The organism is Reichenbachiella agariperforans (assembly GCF_900142205.1).
In the GTDB taxonomy this organism is placed as follows: Bacteria; Bacteroidota; Bacteroidia; order Cytophagales; family Cyclobacteriaceae; genus Reichenbachiella; species Reichenbachiella agariperforans.
The window spans coordinates 81236-99768 of sequence record NZ_FRAA01000002.1; the positions used below are offsets into that span (position 1 = coordinate 81236).

At 44.2% G+C, this 18533-nt stretch carries 19 protein-coding genes; 11 read left to right on the forward strand and 8 right to left on the reverse strand.

Going from position 1 to position 18533, the window contains the following annotated elements:
• Window positions 1–51 precede the first annotated feature (51 nt).
• The 10 genes from BUB99_RS06690 (at window position 52) to BUB99_RS06735 (ending at window position 9667) form a co-directional block, all read left to right on the forward strand.
• Window positions 52–480, forward strand: a complete 429-nt coding sequence (locus tag BUB99_RS06690) for a DoxX family protein (RefSeq protein ID WP_073120805.1) — start codon at window positions 52–54, stop codon at window positions 478–480.
• The gene (locus BUB99_RS06695) at window positions 480–971 is read left to right on the forward strand and encodes a glutathione peroxidase (protein ID WP_073120807.1); all 492 of its coding nucleotides are present in this window, start codon (window positions 480–482) and stop codon (window positions 969–971) included. Before BUB99_RS06690 ends, BUB99_RS06695 begins: the two co-directional genes overlap by 1 nt.
• On the forward strand, window positions 961–1437 hold the full coding sequence (locus BUB99_RS06700; RefSeq protein ID WP_073120809.1) for a MarR family winged helix-turn-helix transcriptional regulator: 477 nt from the start codon (window positions 961–963) through the stop codon (window positions 1435–1437). Before BUB99_RS06695 ends, BUB99_RS06700 begins: the two co-directional genes overlap by 11 nt.
• A gap of 163 nt (window positions 1438–1600) precedes the next feature.
• Complete coding sequence (locus tag BUB99_RS06705; RefSeq protein ID WP_073120810.1) at window positions 1601–2389, forward strand: DUF3050 domain-containing protein; 789 nt, start codon at window positions 1601–1603, stop codon at window positions 2387–2389.
• A gap of 19 nt (window positions 2390–2408) precedes the next feature.
• Window positions 2409–3032 carry a hypothetical protein gene (locus BUB99_RS06710; RefSeq protein ID WP_073120812.1) on the forward strand — a complete coding sequence of 208 codons (624 nt, stop codon included), beginning with the start codon at window positions 2409–2411 and terminating at the stop codon, window positions 3030–3032.
• Between the two features lie 99 nt (window positions 3033–3131).
• Complete coding sequence (locus tag BUB99_RS06715) at window positions 3132–3572, forward strand: RipA family octameric membrane protein (protein ID WP_073120814.1); 441 nt, start codon at window positions 3132–3134, stop codon at window positions 3570–3572.
• A 144-nt stretch (window positions 3573–3716) separates the two neighbouring features.
• Window positions 3717–4826 carry a porin gene (locus tag BUB99_RS06720; protein WP_084190413.1) on the forward strand — a complete coding sequence of 370 codons (1110 nt, stop codon included), beginning with the start codon at window positions 3717–3719 and terminating at the stop codon, window positions 4824–4826.
• 344 nt (window positions 4827–5170) lie between these two features.
• A complete protein-coding gene (gene katG / locus BUB99_RS06725) occupies window positions 5171–7450 on the forward strand; it encodes a catalase/peroxidase HPI (RefSeq protein ID WP_073121768.1) in 2280 nt (759 codons plus the stop codon).
• Window positions 7451–7875: 425 nt separating this feature from the next.
• Window positions 7876–8739, forward strand: coding sequence for an SDR family oxidoreductase (locus tag BUB99_RS06730; RefSeq protein WP_073120816.1), 864 nt, complete (start codon window positions 7876–7878; stop codon window positions 8737–8739).
• A gap of 16 nt (window positions 8740–8755) precedes the next feature.
• Window positions 8756–9667: a helix-turn-helix domain-containing protein gene (locus BUB99_RS06735; protein WP_073120818.1), complete on the forward strand. Its 912-nt coding sequence runs from the start codon at window positions 8756–8758 to the stop codon at window positions 9665–9667.
• Between the two features lie 58 nt (window positions 9668–9725).
• Here BUB99_RS06735 and BUB99_RS06740 read toward each other — a convergent pair whose 3' ends face one another.
• From BUB99_RS06740 to nadA, 6 genes are all read right to left on the reverse strand, one after another.
• On the reverse strand, window positions 9726–10574 hold the full coding sequence (locus BUB99_RS06740; protein ID WP_073120820.1) for a hypothetical protein: 849 nt from the start codon (window positions 10572–10574) through the stop codon (window positions 9726–9728).
• A gap of 204 nt (window positions 10575–10778) precedes the next feature.
• Window positions 10779–11102, reverse strand: coding sequence for a hypothetical protein (locus BUB99_RS20545; RefSeq protein ID WP_073120821.1), 324 nt, complete (start codon window positions 11100–11102; stop codon window positions 10779–10781).
• The gene (locus tag BUB99_RS06750) at window positions 11103–11453 is read right to left on the reverse strand and encodes a hypothetical protein (protein ID WP_073120823.1); all 351 of its coding nucleotides are present in this window, start codon (window positions 11451–11453) and stop codon (window positions 11103–11105) included. It lies immediately after the preceding gene.
• Window positions 11454–11531: 78 nt separating this feature from the next.
• Window positions 11532–11903, reverse strand: a complete 372-nt coding sequence (locus BUB99_RS06755; protein WP_073120825.1) for an STAS/SEC14 domain-containing protein — start codon at window positions 11901–11903, stop codon at window positions 11532–11534.
• Between the two features lie 152 nt (window positions 11904–12055).
• The gene (nadB, locus tag BUB99_RS06760; RefSeq protein ID WP_073120827.1) at window positions 12056–13612 is read right to left on the reverse strand and encodes an L-aspartate oxidase; all 1557 of its coding nucleotides are present in this window, start codon (window positions 13610–13612) and stop codon (window positions 12056–12058) included.
• Window positions 13613–13618: 6 nt separating this feature from the next.
• Window positions 13619–14578 (reverse strand): quinolinate synthase NadA, encoded by a 960-nt coding sequence (nadA, locus tag BUB99_RS06765; protein ID WP_073120828.1) that lies wholly within the window; start codon window positions 14576–14578, stop codon window positions 13619–13621.
• Window positions 14579–14767: 189 nt separating this feature from the next.
• On the opposite strand from nadA, the gene BUB99_RS06770 reads away from it, so the two are divergent.
• Entirely contained in the window at window positions 14768–15850 is a 1083-nt protein-coding gene (locus BUB99_RS06770) for an AI-2E family transporter (protein WP_073120830.1), read from the forward strand.
• A 113-nt stretch (window positions 15851–15963) separates the two neighbouring features.
• Here BUB99_RS06770 and glpX read toward each other — a convergent pair whose 3' ends face one another.
• Both glpX and BUB99_RS06780 read right to left on the reverse strand, forming a co-directional pair.
• Window positions 15964–16911: a class II fructose-bisphosphatase gene (gene glpX, locus BUB99_RS06775; protein ID WP_073120831.1), complete on the reverse strand. Its 948-nt coding sequence runs from the start codon at window positions 16909–16911 to the stop codon at window positions 15964–15966.
• 88 nt (window positions 16912–16999) lie between these two features.
• Window positions 17000–18532, reverse strand: a complete 1533-nt coding sequence (locus tag BUB99_RS06780; protein ID WP_073120833.1) for an SGNH/GDSL hydrolase family protein — start codon at window positions 18530–18532, stop codon at window positions 17000–17002.
• Window position 18533 lies beyond the last annotated feature (1 nt).

Below are 18533 nucleotides of genomic sequence, written 5' to 3' on the forward strand. Positions count from 1 at the left end.
AAGATTTTTGTAAATTACATCGCGCACGATCTAATTGTAAACGAATCAAATATGATACCCCCAAAAATAGAGACGAACAACTATCAAAAAGTACTGAGAATTATACTTGGGCTTTTCATGGTGATGGCAGCTATCGGTCACTTTACCTTTCAGCGAGCAGAGTTTCAGGCGCAGGTTCCGCTCTGGATCCCGCTGAGTAAAGATCTGGTCGTGATCCTTTCGGGTGTGGTGGAGATCAGTTTAGGACTAGGCATGATATTCTGGAAGAATTACCGAATCTATGTGGGATTGGCCTTGGCGATGTTTTACATTCTAATCTTCCCTGGCAACATCGCCCAATACCTAAACGGAACGGATGCTTTCGGTCTGGACACAGATCGCGCTCGTTTGATTAGGCTTTTCTTTCAGCCTGTACTGATCCTATGGGCACTTTGGTCCACAGGCGCACTCAAATTTTTAATCCAAAAAACGAACAAATAATGAACACTCCATTTTACGAATTAGAAGCAACTACCCTCCAAGGAAAAACTGCACAGATGAAAGATTTTGCTGGCAAAGCGGTCTTGGTGGTCAATACCGCCAGTCAATGCGGGCTGACACCACAGTTCGAAGGGCTAGAAAAGCTGTATCAAAAATACAAAGACGACGGCTTGGTGATCATAGGCTTTCCTTGCAACCAGTTTGGCAATCAAGAACCTGGAGGAAAAGAATCCATCGAAGAAGGATGCATGATCAACTACGGCGTGACATTCCCGATGATGGAGAAGATCGAAGTGAATGGCGAGGGCACACACCCTGTTTTTCGCTATCTCAAAAATGAACTGGGAGGACTCTTTGGCAGTCGAATCAAATGGAACTTCACCAAGTTTCTCATCGATCCACAAGGTCAACCCGTCAAGCGTTTTGCTCCGACCACCAAGCCCGAGAAGATTGACAAGTACATACACCAAACCTTGGCTCATGAAGAATAATCCTGAGACACTGTGGCTAGAGAACCAAATATGCTTTCCGATCTATGCGGCCTCTCGCATGGTGACCAAGCTATACACCCCGTTTCTCAGTCAGTTGGACATCACCTACCCACAGTATTTGGTGCTACTGACCCTCTGGCAGACAGACCAGATGACCGTGTCGGAGATCAGTCATCTGGTCCATCTAGAATCAAATACCCTCACCCCTGTACTCAAGCGGATGCAGGGCAAAGGACTGATCGAACGCCAACGTTCTGAGAAGGACGAAAGAAGTGTAATCATCTCCTTGACGGAAAAAGGGAAAGCCCTGCGAAAAGAAGCGATGTGCATCCCTCAGCAGATCATAGACCAATTCGCATCAGATGAAATCAATGCGCAAGAAATCCATCAACTAAAGCAGACACTGACGAAGTTGACTGATATCTTAAGTAAGAAAGAGATGGTGCCTCTTAGGCAGAATGTGTAGTACTCTTCATAGCCATATTGTACCCAAAGGGTTGTGAATCATAGAAAAATAAAGCACTATTGCAGCCCATAAATATATGCCTCCTCTCGTAAGGTTTTGAGGCACAATCAAACAACAAATCACAACACCTTGCCATGGTGCAAGTCACATAGAAGTGAACCCGATGGATAGAATACAAGAGATAGAAAGTGAGATCGCTGGATTGCGTACCCAATTGCAAAAACACTCGCTCTACGAAAACCTAAAGGACATCAATGACATCAAAATTTTCATGGAAAACCATGTTTTTGCCGTATGGGATTTTATGTCTTTGTTGAAGGCTCTACAGCTGAAATTGACGAACGTACATACCCCTTGGACTCCTAGAACTAACCCGACACTAGCACGATTCATCAATGAGATCGTACATGGTGAGGAAAGCGATATCAACGAATTAGGAGAACCTAAAAGTCACTTTGAAATGTACCTAGAGGCGATGCTCCAAGTCGGTGCAAAGACGAATGAAATCGATCAGTTCATTCGATTGATCGAACAAGGACAGTCTGTCTCTGATTCTTTACAAGCCATCAATATTGATCAACGTGTGATTGATTTTGTGGAGTTTTCTTTCTCGACGATAGCCACGGACAAGCCTCACTTGGTGGCTGCAGCATTTACTTTTGGGAGAGAAGATGTCATTCCAGACATGTTCATCGAGATTCTGAAAAATGCAGACGCAGAGAACACGCGCTACAACAAGCTGAGCTACTATCTCGAACGCCATATCGAACTAGATGGAGACGAGCATGGACCACTTTCTCTACAAATGGTAGCAGAACTCTGTGGCGAAGAAGAAACCAAATGGCAGGAGACATTGACTATAGCCAAAGACGCATTGACCAAGCGGATCAGCCTTTGGGACGGGATCCGTGATTTGATAGCAAAAGAAAGAGTAAGTTTAGCATTGTCTTGACTCTACGAATTTAAAAAACATGAACCTTCACGCATCTATATTCTTCATCACACTATCGATCGTGAGCAGCGTGGATGTTTTAGGTCAAGGACACAACCGTATGGAAATCGAACACATAACAACCTTAGGAAAGAATTCGATCACTGAGATCGCTCATGGCATTGTTCGGCAGAAATATCCGGACTTGGACATCATTCTTGGTGATTTTGACATCTCTGTTTGGTCCAATACCCAAGAGGTTCTGGTACAGTACAAAAGACGCATTCGGTTCGTGCCACTAGGTCAAGAAACGAGGAATTATACATACGACTTTACAGTCCATGTGATGACCCACGGGATCAGTCCTTTTGATTTTTTTGGGATAGATGACTTTTACCTACCTACAAGCGAGGACAGAGAAAAGATTTCTTTTGTCCAAAATGCTTTTGGCTTGCCTCGTCAGTGGTTTGATAGCGAGGTGACGGAGAAGGAGAACAAGTATGTGGTTTCGTTGAGCAATGAGGTGTCTTTTGGAATATACGAGATAGATAAAGTCACAGGCATGGAAATTCCACAAAGCTCCATAGAAGGCAACTGGGAACCTGAGCCTGATATATTGGGTGGGGAAGAGGACAAGGATCCTTATGTCGAAATAAAGGAGTAGCAAACCTCTAAAATCTACTAGATGTAGTGGCTTTCGATGCAGATGAAGATGATTTAAGCATCTACTTTTTTTCTATCCAAAGCCCAATGGGTATCTTGAGTGAGCGCAACTGAGGGTATAGCAGTTGTGCCAACTATCATCATGAAACCAGAAGACCTCAGTCGCGCATGGACGCATCGACAAATCCTCGAACTCAACTTCAACAACAGACTCAATTTCTTCCTTTTGTTTCAGTCCATCCTCTTGGCTGCCACTGTCAACGGGATCGGTGACGGCAATGACCACATGATCTTGATGGCTCTCTGTGTGTTTGGGGGAGTGATCACCGTCATCTGGTGGCTCATCCAATCCAAAGAGCACCACATGCTGGACAAGGTCAAGAATTTCCTCAGAGAAAACGACGAGAGCTACCGCGAGCGTAGAAAACTCTACGAAAGCTACCTCTCCAAGTTTTCTGTCAATCAACTATTCAGCAGAGTGATCCCTCCTGTACTGACTGTGATTTGGGTTCTGCTTATCGTGTACTTGGTGGTGAAGTAGTCTGTTCGCCTACTGATCTATTTTTTAATTGGCTTTATTAAATACATGTTATGTGACATAAAACAATATGACATACATTTCGGTTTTGCTTGTTGCAAACTTGCCTTTTGATTAATTTCAAACTCGACATTTTATAAAACCGACATGAACAACATCAGAAAAATAGGAGCACTCAGTCTACTCCTGAGTCTCACGATGCTCCATGCCCTTCAGGCACAGGACGAGGAAGATAACAGCGATTTGGGTCTATCCATCAGTGCTTTTGTGGATGCATATTATGCTTATGATTTTGATCGACCGACACAAGGTTATCGTCAGTCGTTTTTCTACAACCACAACCGTCACAACGAATTCAACATCAATCTCGCCCTGATCCGAATGGCCGTAGAGAACGATCGCTACCATGCCGTCGTGACATTACAGGGCGGTACCTATGCGCAGGACAACTACAGCCCAGAGCAAGACCTGCTCCAGCATCTACACGAGGCATACGCAGGCGTAGCTCTCAACGCATCGGGTAGTCTCTGGCTTGATGCAGGGGTGTTTGCTTCCAACTTGGGGTTCGAAAGTGCCGTATCGATGGACAACTATACACTAACTCGCTCTTTGGTTGCGGAGGAATCGCCTTACTTCCTCTCCGGGGCGAAGTTGACCTACACTCCCTCGGATCAGTGGCTTTTCATGGCGCTCGTCTCCAACGGGTGGCAGCACATCCAGCGTGTCGATGGCAACAGTCTGCCGGCATTTGGCTCACAGATACAGTATATGCCCAATGACAACATTCTCCTCAATTGGAGCACCTTCATCGGGTCGGACGATCCAGACGCGACGCGACGCATGCGCTACTTCAACGACATCTTTGGGACATTCAAACTATCCGACAAACTAGACCTCATCGCGGGCATAGATGTGGGATGGCAGCAGACCGCCAAAGAGAGTTCTACTTACGACAGTTGGATCGCTCCGGTAGCGATTTTGCACTACCAGATCGATGACCAGTGGGGTTCGGCTGTGCGTGGGGAGTATTTCAACGATGCACAGCAGATCGCTGTGTCGACAGACAGCGGTCTGGGGTTCAAGACCACCAGCGTCTCTTGGAATCTCGACTACCAGCCTGACCCGAAAGTCATGTGTCGTGTAGAAGGCCGATACTTCAGTAGCCCAAATGACATCTTCAACAACGGCGAGGTACTCTCTGACAGCAACTTTTTTATCACCGCTTCGCTAGCCGTCAAGCTCAACAAGGATTTCTAAGCATTCAAATGTGATGGGAGTATTGAGACACAGGATTTTGGATTAAATATGAGGTGGATGCGCTACTTTATATAGAGCGAAGTGTTTGGCTATCGAGTGTCTGGGAGAGGCCATGCGGAGGCATTTTATTTATGGTTCTTACCGTTTAAAGCACTTTATCTGTTGCTTTAATCAATAGATTATTTTTATTTATTTACTTGTTTTTTGATAAAATATCGGGTGTACTCTTTTGACCTTATAGATAACATCGATATCATGATCGAAAAAAGCATTTTGAATCGGAGGTATGGCCAGTGCTGAAGGTTGACATTTACATAAAATTCCAAAAACTAAATTTTATGTATATGAAAAAGATGATAGCCTTCTGCTCGCTTCTTGCCTTGGTGGCTTTATTGCCAGCCTGCCAAGAGAAAGCAGGACATGAAACTGCGGATGCCGACGGCAATTCGGGTGCTACCCGAAAGAGCAAGTCGAACATGAACGCGACTAGCAACAGTGAGTGGTGGCCCAACCAACTCAACCTAAGTATCCTGCGTCAACACGGTGATTTGTCGAACCCTATGGGCGAAGAGTTTGACTACATCGAGGAGTTCAATAGCGTAGATTACGAAGCACTGAAAGAAGACATTAGAGTAGTATTGACAGACTCTCAAGATTGGTGGCCTGCCGATTTTGGGCACTATGGCGGGTTGTTTATCCGTATGGCATGGCATAGTGCTGGGACCTATCGCTCAGCTGATGGGCGCGGAGGCTCACGCTCTGGGCAACAACGATTCGCTCCGCTCAATAGCTGGCCGGACAATGCCAACTTGGACAAAGCGAGACGGCTCATCTGGCCGATCAAACAGAAGTATGGCAATAAAATCTCATGGGCAGATTTGATGGTCTTGACGGGCAACGTCGCACTAGAGGACATGGGATTTGAGACTTTCGGTTATGCTGGAGGTAGAGAAGATACATGGGAGCCAGAGCTAGATGTGTACTGGGGAGCAGAGAAGACATGGTTGTCTGATGACAAAAGATATACTGGAGACCGTGAACTAGAAGATCCATTAGCAGCTGTGCAAATGGGGTTGATCTATGTGAACCCAGAAGGCCCGAACGGCAACCCTGATCCGCTATTGGCGGCAGAGGATATCCGTGCGACATTTGGCCGCATGGGGATGAACAACGAAGAGACTGTTGCGCTGATCGCAGGAGGACACACCCTCGGCAAAGCGCACGGAGCAGGGCCTGCTACGCATGTAGGCGATGACCCAGAATCCGCAGCTATCGAAGAGCAAGGGTTCGGATGGAAAAGCGATTACAAATCAGGAAAAGGAGCAGATGCGATTACTTCCGGACTGGAAGTGACATGGACCTCTACTCCTACGAGATGGAGTCATTTGTTCTTCTTCAATCTATTCGAAAACGAATGGGAATTGACCAAAAGCCCTGCAGGTGCTCACCAGTGGGTCGCCAAAGACCCTAAGATGATGGTGCCAGATGCATTTGATTCGGAGAAGAAGCACAAGCCGACGATGTTCACGACAGATTTGTCTTTGAGGTTTGATCCGACATTCGAAAAGATCGCGAGAGGGTTTTACGAAAACCCAGAAACATTCAACGAGGCTTTTGCACGTGCGTGGTTCAAATTGACGCACAGAGACATGGGACCAAAGACAACGTACTTGGGACCTGAAGCACCGGAGGAAGATTTGATTTGGCAAGACCCAATTCCAGCGGTAGATCACGCATTGATCTCTAGCACGGATATCTCTAGTTTGAAATCGACAATTCTCAAATCTGATTTGTCTATCCAAGAATTGGTCACCACGGCATGGGCATCTGCCTCTACCTATCGTGAGTCAGACAGACGTGGAGGAGCCAATGGCGCTAGAATCCGTCTTGCACCGCAGAAGGATTGGGAAGTGAACAATCCGGCACAGTTGGCCAAAGTACTCACAGTATATGAGCAGATCCAAAGCGATTTCAACGCCAAGTCGGGTGCAAAGAAAGTGTCTATTGCGGATTTGATTGTCCTCGGTGGTACGGTTGGGGTCGAGCAGGCTGCTGCCAATGCTGGCTATGCCGTGAAAGTCCCCTTCGTAGCAGGACGTATGGATGCGACCCAGGAGCAAACGGACGTGGAGTCTTTTGGATTGCTAGAGCCGATGGCAGATGGGTTCAGAAACTACCTAAAGACGAGATACAAGATCCCAACGGAAGAACTGTTGATTGACAAGGCACAATTGCTGACACTAAGTGCACCAGAGATGACTGTTTTGGTAGGAGGTATGCGCTCTATGGGTGCTAATTATGACGGGTCGTCAGACGGAGTCTTTACAGACAATACGGATGCACTGAGCAATGACTTCTTCGTCAATCTACTCGATATGAGTACCGCATGGAAAACTACCTCAGATACCCAAGAGGAGTTTGAAGGCTTGGACAGAAAGACAGGGGAAGCGAGGTACACCGCAACCCGTGCAGATTTGATTTTCGGATCCAATTCCGAACTGAGAGCTTTGGCAGAAGTCTATGCACAAGCAGATTCGAAAGAGAAATTCGTGACTGATTTTGTGGCAGCATGGGACAAAGTGATGAACTTGGACAGGTTCGACCTGACCTACCCACAGCACTAAGATAGCAGAGTCCTATCCAAGATAAAGACGCAGCGTAGGCCGATGGCTTACGGTGCGTTTGTTTTATAGACGGACTCCCTCAGTATGTTTCTCATCTTGTGCAACATGGGGAGACTCCTTGCGCAAGATCAAGCCCCTCCTTGCGCAAGGCCAAGTCCCTCCTTGCGCAAGATGGAGGCTGTCGTAGTGCAACCATATGCTGACAGTAAGCTTACAGGGAATCCAAATACACTCATCTCAAAATTTTAGTTGTCATAGCATCAAAAAAACCTATTCATCCACTCACGAGATGTAAAGCTGTGTTCGTTTAGCAATTAATCAAAGGCGCCTCTTTGAAAGCCTAAAACGATTACAACAAAGCAAGATATGACTAAAAATATCTGCCATACACGCTAGAGCTTTGCATAAATCAAAAACAGATCATTATGCAAATATTAGTAACAGGAACTACCGGTAATCTTGGCCGTTCGGTCATTGAAACTTTATTAAAGAATATTCCAGCTCAAAACATCTCTGCCTTTGTTCGCGAGGAAGAAAAAATATTAGAGCTAAAAGCAAAAGGAATAAATGTTTTTCGAGGCGATTATGATAATGTGTCCACTCTTGAAAGTGCAATGGCAAATGTAGATACCGTGCTTTTAATTTCAGCAGGCGATCAAGGCAACCGACTGCAACAACACAGAAATATCATTGATACCGCTAAAAAATCAGGTGTTAAAAACATTGCCTACACGAGTAGAGCCATGAAAAATAGAAGCACATTGGCACATCAGTTGATGGAAGAACATTTTCTTACGGAAGATTACATCAAAGCAAGCGGGCTAAACTATACCATTTTTAGAAACACCTTGTATATGGATGTACTCCCGCTCTTTGTGGGTAAAAAAGTGTTTGAAACGGGCATTTATCAACCTGCAGGAGATGGAAAAGTAGCTTTTGCCTTAAGAAAAGAAATGGGCGAAGCAATGGCTAATGTACTCTCAAATGAAGCTTGTGAAAACAAAACATACAAATTCACAAACAATGAATCCTATTCGTTTTATGATATTGCCAAAGCTTTGACCACCCTTTCGGGGAAAGAGGTGAATTACCAACCAGTAGACATTTCTGCTTTTCAAGAAAGAATGAGACCAACAGGAATACCAGCAGCCATGCTCCAAAAAGTAATAGAATTCAACACCGATATAAAAAACGGACAAGAAGACGAAACAACCAATGACTTAGAAAACAAACTAGGGCGCAAACCAACCACACTAAAAGAAGGATTAAAAACACTCTTTGGATTATAAACCGCAACTTTGCTTGATGTCAAAACCCTATCATATAAAATCCATCACCGAATACCATAAGGTGATGGGTTTGCCTAAGCCTGAGCACCCACTGATCAGTGTGATAAAATTTGAGGAAATAAAGCACCATGAGACTAATCCTGTAAATATTACGAATGATTTCTATTCCATCGCTTTAAAAAAGGACTTTAATGCCAAATTAAAGTATGGTCAACAGTCCTATGATTTTGATGAAGGAATCCTGCATTTCATGTCCCCTAAGCAAGTACTTTCTTTTGAATTCAGAACGGATGAAGAGTTGAACCATAAGGGATGGTTATTGCTAGTACATCCCGATTTTCTTTGGAATACTCCCCTAGCGAAAAAAATAAAAGCCTATGAATTCTTTGACTACAAAATAAACGAGGCACTGCATTTGTCTGACAAAGAAGAAAAAATGATTGCCGGTGTTATAGATAGTATTGCTCAAGAATACCGAGCCAATATTGACCCTTTTAGCCAAGAGGTCATCATAGCGCAATTGGCGTTATTACTCACCTACTCCGAACGATTTTACCAGCGCCAATTTATCACACGAAAAATCACCCATCACACACTCTTAACCCAGTTTGAGGAATTGCTATGTGCTTATTATCATAAAGAAGATTTGATAGAAAAGGGAATTCCAACCGTTCAGTATTTTGCCAATGAACTGAATCTATCTGCCAATTATTTAAGTCGCTTGCTAAAAAATCTAACAGGCAAAAGCACCAAGCATTTCATACAAGATAAGGTGATTGATCTGGCAAAAGAAAGGCTGTCGACCACTGAGTTGTCCGTCAGTGAAATCGCCTATACATTAGGCTTTGAGCACATACAATCGTTCAGTAAACTATTCAAGCGTAAAACAGACCTTACACCTTCTGAATTCAGGCAATCGTTTCACTGAAAGTATGACACCACCGCCATGACCTTATCAATCCGCTTGTTACCCCGTGCACTAACACCTAAAACCACTCCTTCAGCATACGGATGTAATTGAATAATTGCAAAACTCCGAAAGATAAAGTGAGGAAGATCACGATAGACCACAGCTTGGAATCGTTGCGATTTTCTTTTGCTACAAGCGTACTCATGAGGAAATAGAGACCTCCGCCTAGCATGGGCACAAAGTACAGTAGACTTTCTCCTTCACCAAAAAACTGAGCGAAAGTAAGTCTCTCTCCAAAGAGCTTCACTGCAGTCCAGTGCAGACCAAAAAGTAGCATCTGAAAAATCAATACTCCCAATAGAGGAACAATGCGCTGCTCTAACACCGTCTGTGATATGGCTTTTCCATTCTTTTGAGTTTCTTGTGAGAATAGCAAGAGCTGGATAGGCATAAAGGCATGACCGACAAAGCCTAGCCAAAAGTATCGGGTATCAACTGTCGGCGCAGATACATCGACCGAAAGAGAAAAGAGACTGGAGACGTTGACTGCTATCAGTGCAAGGGAAGTCACCGCTATCATGGGAAAGAATATAAAGCCCATGATATTGCCTTCCATGCCACGAAAGTAAGTGCGCAAGGTGAATAACGTCACAGCCCAGCCGATGGCAGATAACCACCAATACTTAGGCTGGTAAGCCTGCCATACATCAAAATCAGCAAGGAGCAGATAGCCTATGCCATAGCTGATCCCCAATACCGCGGTTGTATACACCATAGAGTAGATCACATAGGGTTGGATCTTTAGTTTGCTGGTATTGGTACTGTCGGGCGTGAAATAGGAAGGTCCCGAAAAGCAAATAAAAAAAAGAATCAAACCAAAGGGGCTTAGCAAGATGTTGACCAGGGCTATCGCTACTTCTATCATAATTTAGGGCATTCAGAGTTCAACCTATTAGTCTCTGAAATGATTAAGTCCACACCTACTTTGATTTCGTACATTTTGCTCAGGTTTGATTTGTATAAACTATTCAATTTCGTTGAAATTATTAAAAAGATAAGACTAAAAACAAACATGCCATTTTAAAGTTCCTTTGCTGAAAAACAACTAGATAATCATGAAGGAGCCTGACTACTGCGGTTTTATCAAGCGAATCTTGTTTCCAAATCCCCACAAAAGAACAGGGTTAGTTATCAGTAGCACGATGAATGTTGGGAGATGAATAGGACCGAACATAATATCAAATGTAGCGGGCCACACACCCCAAACTAAAAATGAGCCGAACAGCCCAATAACAACTGTCAAAATGATAAATATCAGGAAACTCATCCAGCGAAAGGTATTGGCTCGCATCACTAAAAACGAAAACATAAACGTCATGAGGTAGGTTATAGAACCGATATATAATTTGAACACAACTAGCTCCAAAACTGGTATTGGCAATTGTTCTTCCATCTACAACAGTGCCAGCGCCTCTTCCATAGTAGAAACCTCTAGCGCCTCATAACCTGCAGCTGAGCCCGTGCGGTTAAACTGCATTTTGACCACAGGGTTGTCAGTCACTCGAATAACTTTGGTGACACCTATTCCTAACACAAATGCTTGGGCACGCTTGATTTCTTGTGCCCCTTGGGGTGAAGCAGGTTTCATGCGAGAGATATCATTGATTACCACAAAACCAGGCCTCAATTTTTTCGCTTCAGAAATGCACAAATCAGCTCCTTCTATTAGCTCTTGGTCTGTCAAAAAGCCCTCTAGTATCAATACTAGTAAGTTCTTTTTCTCATCAGCTTTAATATCATACATGGTATTTGGACATATTAACTATAGTAATGTTACTATATATCCTATCGACAAACAATGAATACGCCTGTATTTATTTGTTCATTTCTCTCCCATATGCACAAGATAAAGCCACTCTTTGGCGTCCTCTACAGTATCAAAGAGTTCTGCCTTTCGCCCTGTGAATTTGATCATGGTTCGTGCGATCAGTTTAGTCATAGAGGTTAGTCCCACGGCTGCCGTACCTTTGACATAGGGTGCATTAGATTTTCCAACTCTCTTTATCTCATCGATAAAAGCGGAGTTGATTTTGATCCCTTCGACATTTATTAGAGAATAAACTGATTTGGGAGGATACTGACTGATCACATCGACAGCTTCTTGTAACACTTCGAATCCTTCTTCTTTGGCGAGACCAGACAGATTGGTATAGATGATACTAATATCCTTGTAGGAGATGATTTCGACACTCATGCTTATGATAGTTTAGGTAGATTCTACATAAGTTCCTCTACTTTTAGTGCTTCTCCAAATTTTTCATGCAAAAAACCACCATTACATAACATCACAAGGTGTAGTACATCACAGTACAGTCATACAAATCTCTATGAGCTTGAATCTACACGTCAGCTAGTTCTAAAAAATCCTCCACGGTTTTCGTCCCTTTTCAGCGACTGCTGAATAATGAGATAAGACACCGTGATCAAATTTCTCAACTCAGACAACTGAGGGGATATTTTGGACTTTTTGTAAAGTTCCTCCGTTTCGTCATAGAGCAGCTTCAGGCGTTTATTGGCCCGATCTAGACGCTGGGTAGAACGGATAATCCCGACATAGTTGGACATGATCGCTTGCACCTCCTTGCGGTTATGCGTGATCAAAATCAGCTCCTTGGGATCTGTCGTTCCTTTGTCACTCCAATCACGTGGGGTAGGCATATAAGTGATTTGATCGAAAATATCCAAAGACTTTTGGTAACTGCGATGCGCATATACGATCGCTTCTAGGAGTGAATTAGATGCCAATCGGTTGGCGCCATGAAGCCCTGTACACGCTGACTCTCCCACCACAAACAAGTTGCCCACACATGACAACCCTGAATGATCCACCTCTATACCTCCACAGAGATAATGCGCCGCTGGCACGACTGGAATCATATCATGTTCTATATCTATGCCTATGCTGCGGCACTTATTGGTAATGTTAGGAAAATGCTTCTCAAACTCTTCTATGTCTAGATGTCTACAGTCGAGATATACATATTCATCTCCAGATCGCTTCAGTTCTGCATCGATAGCGCGAGACACGATATCGCGAGAGGCTAACTCCTGACGCTCGTCATAGTGCTGCATGAACGACTCTCCATTCTTATCACGCAACATGCCTCCAAATCCACGAACTGCCTCTGAGATCAAAAAAGTCTGTCCTTTTCGCTCAGGTTCATAGAGCGCCGTAGGATGAAACTGGACAAATTCCATGTGACTAACCTTTGCTTTGGCACGGTAGGCCATCGCCACACCATCGCCTGTTGCTACCTTGGGATTGGTTGTGTTTTGGTAGACATGTCCTATTCCTCCACTGGCGAGCATAGTGATTTTCGAGGTAAAACTCTCAATGCTCTTGGTCTTCTCGTTGAGCACATAAGCACCAAAGCAAGTACGTGACTTACCTGCTGCCCCTTCGTCGAGATGATGCTCCGTGATCAGATCCATCGCAAAATGATGCGGTAGTATCTCTACATTTTTACAACGGTGTACTTGCTCAAGGAGTGCTCTCTGGATTTCATATCCAGTAATGTCTTTGTGATGAAGAATCCGATTCGCTGAGTGCCCCCCTTCTTTGCCTAAATCATACTTACCGTGCTTCCCTTTATCAAACTTCGTCCCCCATGCGATAAGCTCTTTGAGCCGAACAGGCGCCTCCCTGACGACAAACTCCACCACTGCCTCATCGCACAGGCCATCTCCCGCGATCAAGGTATCTTTGATATGCTGATCGTAGGAGTCTAACACCTTGTCCATCACTACCGCCATACCACCTTGGGCATATTTGGTATTGGACTCACTCTCGTAGGATTTGGTAATCATAGCCAAGCGCTTATCTGGGCACTCTTTGGCTATTTTTAAGGCATAGGTTAACCCTGCTATTCCTGATCCTATGACCAAGTAATCGTAATGTGGCATGAAGATCTATTTAGATAAGTCAAGCATTCTCTCTAATGGCACGAGCGCCTTTTTGCGGATATCCTCTGGCACATCGACTTCTGGCAACTCATTCTTGAGGCAAGCGTAAAGCTTCTCTAGGGTATTCATTTTCATGTAATGACATTCGCTACATGCACAGGTGTTGTCATCTTTGGCAGGTGCAGCGATCAGTTTTTTATGTGGGACACGCTTTTGCATTTCGTGCAGAATCCCAGCCTCTGTAGCAATGATAAACTCCTCCGAATCGTCCTCCTGCACAAAATTGAGCAGCTTTTCTGTAGAGCCTACAAAGGCTGAAATACGAAGGATATTCTGTGTAGATTCTGGATGCGCAATGAACTTAGCTTTAGGGTGTTCCTTGTGCAAGTCGAGTATCTTATCCATCGCAAAAGCCTCATGCACCATACACGCCCCGTCCCACAGCAGTAGATCTCTACCCGTCTGATGAATCAAATACTCTCCTAGGTTTCTATCTGGAGCACAAATAATCTTCTGATCCTTAGGGATAGAATTGATAATATCGACCGCATTGGACGAGGTACAGATGATGTCACTCATCGCTTTGATCTCCGCAGTACAGTTGATGTACGTCACCACAATATGATCAGGGTGAGCATCCACAAATTCCTTGAACGGGCCAGGCTGTGCAGAATCTGCAAGTGAACAACCTGCATTGACATCTGGTAAAATCACCTTTTTGTTTGGGTTGATAATTTTAGCCGTCTCCGCCATGAAATGTACTCCGGCAAATACGATAATATCAGCATCCGTCTCCGCTGCTTTTCTCGATAGTCCTAGGCTATCTCCCACATAGTCCGCTAAGTCCTGAATGTCTGCTTCTTGGTAATAATGAGCCAACAACACGGCATTCTTCTCTTTCTTCAATCGAAGAATTTCCTCCATGTATTCCTTTCTTGTCTTGGGGATATCAATCACATGCTCCATATCTATATTTTCAAAGGTTCTTCACCCTCTTGTACGCAAGCGCAAAAGTAACCGATGGACCATTGAGGACAAAAAAAGCAATTAAGTATGTGTGCATTCTTAGTGTTTTGATAACAAAATAAATTGGATCAGTCCAGATACAATGATTATCTTCATCGCCTAATTGCCAATACCTATTACTAAACATCGATGAGTCAGATTTCAGATACTTCTACGCAAAGCATAACCAAATTCACTTACATACTCCTGTCACTCATAGCGGTCATCGTCATCTTAGTGTACACTGAGGAATATGTAGTCCCTTTTATCATCGCACTAATTATCTGGTTTATCATCCACGAGCTGAGAGAAAACCTCCAATGGATCCCTTGGGTACGGAAGAATGTTCCTATTTGGCTACAGAGTCTGATCGCTTTTGTGATCATCAACCTTGTCATAATCGGGGTAGGCGAACTAGTATATATTAACTCCACAATCTTGTACGAAAATATCGATCTCTACGAGCAAAATTTTCAAGCAGTACTCCTTCAACTCAATGAAATTTTCAACATAGACATAGCCTCCAAGGTCAACAAGTACACGCACGATTTTGATGTGGACGAGTTCGCAGCATCCATGCTCAATACGACTACCGCACTATTCGGAAATGGCTTTCTCATTGTCATATACGTTATTTTCTTACTTATCGAGGAGTCTATCTTCCCACTCAAACTCAAAGCCTTTTACCCTGACGAAGAAGAACAAGAAAAAAAACAAGATCTATTCTACAAGATGGATCAAAACATAGGCCGATACCTTCGCCTCAAAACGATTGTAAGTTTCCTAACAGGAGCACTGAGCTATATTGTATTGCTGATCTTTGGTGTAGAAGCTGCATTATTTTGGGCCTTACTCATCTTCGTGCTCAACTTTATTCCTACTGTAGGTTCACTGATAGCCACTGTCTTTCCTGCCATATTCGCAGTACTACAAATGGCTGAACTAGCCCCTTTTGTGTACATCATGCTATCCGTAGGAGCAGTACAGATCATCATCGGTAATGTCGTAGAACCCAAGCTCATGGGCACTTCCCTCAACATGAGTTCACTTGTCGTCGTACTATCACTGACGATATGGGGTGGAATATGGGGCATCATGGGAATGATACTCAGTGTGCCAATCACGGTCATGATGATCATAGTCTTCGAAGAAATCCCTAGCCTCCGATTTATTGCAGTAGCCTTATCAGAAAAAGGAGAACTGTCAGAAGCTCCCAAGCGAGTCAAAAAATAGAGCAATCGCAGTTTTGCAGTGTTAACTTTTCCAAAGCTCTATCTTTTAATTCTTCAAAAGCCCTAACCTCTAGAAGTGAATGGAATGAAAACTTTGGAAAAATTAGGGTGCTTCTAAACCTGATTATTGTACGTACTACGTGTGACTTGTCCTAAATCAGGCCCGATCGTGATGCATTCGGTAGTCAAGTCACCTACCTCGCTAGTTTGAACGCCTGCTAACAGAGGTCCCGAAGTAACACCTGCCGCAGCAAAAATCGCCCAATCACATAACACCAAATCATCCACCTGATAGACACGACTCAGGTCTATTCCCTCACGCTCTAAACTAAGTTCCTCTTCAGCTTTTTGAGGTGCTAGCTTGCCCTGCATATCACCGCCAAGCGCGCGAACTGCCGCAGCAGTAATCACCGCCTCTGGCGCGCCACCTATTCCCATCAAAACATCTATTCCCGTATCTGGCATTAGCGCCAATACTGATCCGATGACATCTCCTTCTTTATGGATATAAACAAGGACTCCTGCAGCTTTCAGCTCCTCTATCAGCGCATGGTGTCGTGGTTTGTCTAGGATGTAAACACCTACTTCGGTGACAGGCTTATCGAGTGCTTTCGCGATAGCTTTTATATTTTCCATAGGTGTGCGATTGATATCGATGGCTCCTTTGGCCTCCGCTCCCACGACTAGTTTGTCCATGTAATAGGCTGAACCAGAATCCCAAAAACGTCCCCGTTGAGTAGCCGCGATCACGGTGATAGCATTGGGTAATCCCTCCGCCATCAAGCGAGTCCCTTCGACAGGATCAACTGCTATATCTACAGCTACTCCCTTACCTGTACCTAAGGTCTCTCCGACATAGAGCATCGGTGCCTCATCCTTCTCTCCCTCCCCGACACGAACAATCGCATCCAGTCTAGCACCATCAAAAGCCCGCCGCATCGCATCCACTGCCGCCTGATCTCCTGCTTCTTTCTCTCCGCTCCCAATAAACTCCTTAGTAGCTAAAGCAGCCTGCCCAGCTACTACTCTCAATATCTCCGTAAGTTCCTTTGCCTCTTTCATGTGCACCAAAGCTAGGTATCCCGTCAGTAACAAAAAACCCCGACAGAAATTAACTCTATCGGGGTTTTCAAAAATCGTTTACCGTATCCTACTGCTGAAACGGCGAGCTATTATAATCCATCACATTTAGTTTTGGGATTTCTGACTGAAATTCCTCCTCCAGTACATCAATCAACTCATTTGCCAATATCGCATGTCCGCGAGGGTTCGGATGAATCCCATCATTAGAAAATATTCCATTGGGAGTAAAGTCAGGCGAAAGATTAAAACCTCCCGTTTCTGGAGAAGAGTAGCCCCCTCCAACTGCTATCCCCAGCAAAAGCGTATAAGCATCGAACAGTACTATTCTATCCTCGGTAGCTGCCACCGTAGCAATAGATGTATTAATAGCCGTGAGGTTCGTAGCTATCTTGGTCAGCTCATCCACTCTGAGAGAATATTTATCATCCAATGGCACCCCTACACCAATAACAGAAGCGGGATTATCAGGATCAGCCAATGTCCCTAAGATATTGCTAGCCGCCAAAAGGACGATTTCACCATCCTGTAACTGTCTATACTTAGGGATTGGTATCGCTCCACCAGAATTTGTCTCAACATCCGTAAGGTTTGGGTCAACAATCACAATTCCATTTCCTCCTAACGCGTAAGAGATGGTTCTTAAAGCAGCCTCATCAGAATCAATGATTCCATTGGCTAATGCTGCTTGAACACCTCCATTATATCCAGCAAACGCACCATTCGCTTGATCTACACTTTCTTGACTAGACATAGGTATGGCATTGAATGGCACTGCCTGAAAATGTGGTAACGCTAGTATATTTGGCACATTGACAATCACTCCCTTTGCGCTAGTATTTGCCATCAACTGGCCCACGATTGCATTGATATACCCATCTACTTCGGTAGGATCAGTCAGTATGGCTTCATTCGTACCTCCACTAGCAGCATAACCCAAAACATCATTGCCCCCTGCCCAAAGCGTGAAAAATGTTGGCTGTCTTGCTATCGCGTCTCCGAGTATAGTAGAACTACCAGGATCAGAAGCAAACCTTGCATAAAGTGCGTTATAAGCAGGGTTTCCAGATGCTGGACCTCCGGTTAATGGAGTTAAGATTTGTGAAGTCTGTATACCTGGAACACCAAAATTATTTAAAACGGCTTTATCTCCAGTAAATGGCGTAGGGACTTCCCCTTCAGACAAGACTAAGCCTGCATCACCCAGTGCTCCGTCATTGTTTAGATCCAAATCTAAAATATACTTCCCATAAATCGTCCCGTCGCTCGTTGCACTCGAATACCCATTAACAGATTCAATAGACGGCACATTAAACTCTCCCCCTCCGATATCTTCATGAGCTAGTTGTTTCGCAAGCAACACAGGGAATGAATTGTTTTGTGAGTGCGTATACAGTGCAGCATCCATCGTGCCCCCTGTAATCGAAGCGCCAATGGAGACATAAGTACTATAATCGACCAGTCCTGGATCTCCTGTTTCAGGCACTTCCGCACCGTCCTGAGTGTTTTCTACTCTTTCTTCTATTAACTTATCTTCCTCATCACAACCAAAAGCAATGAAGGTGAATGCTAAAAGTGACATGTATAATTTTATGCTTTTCATC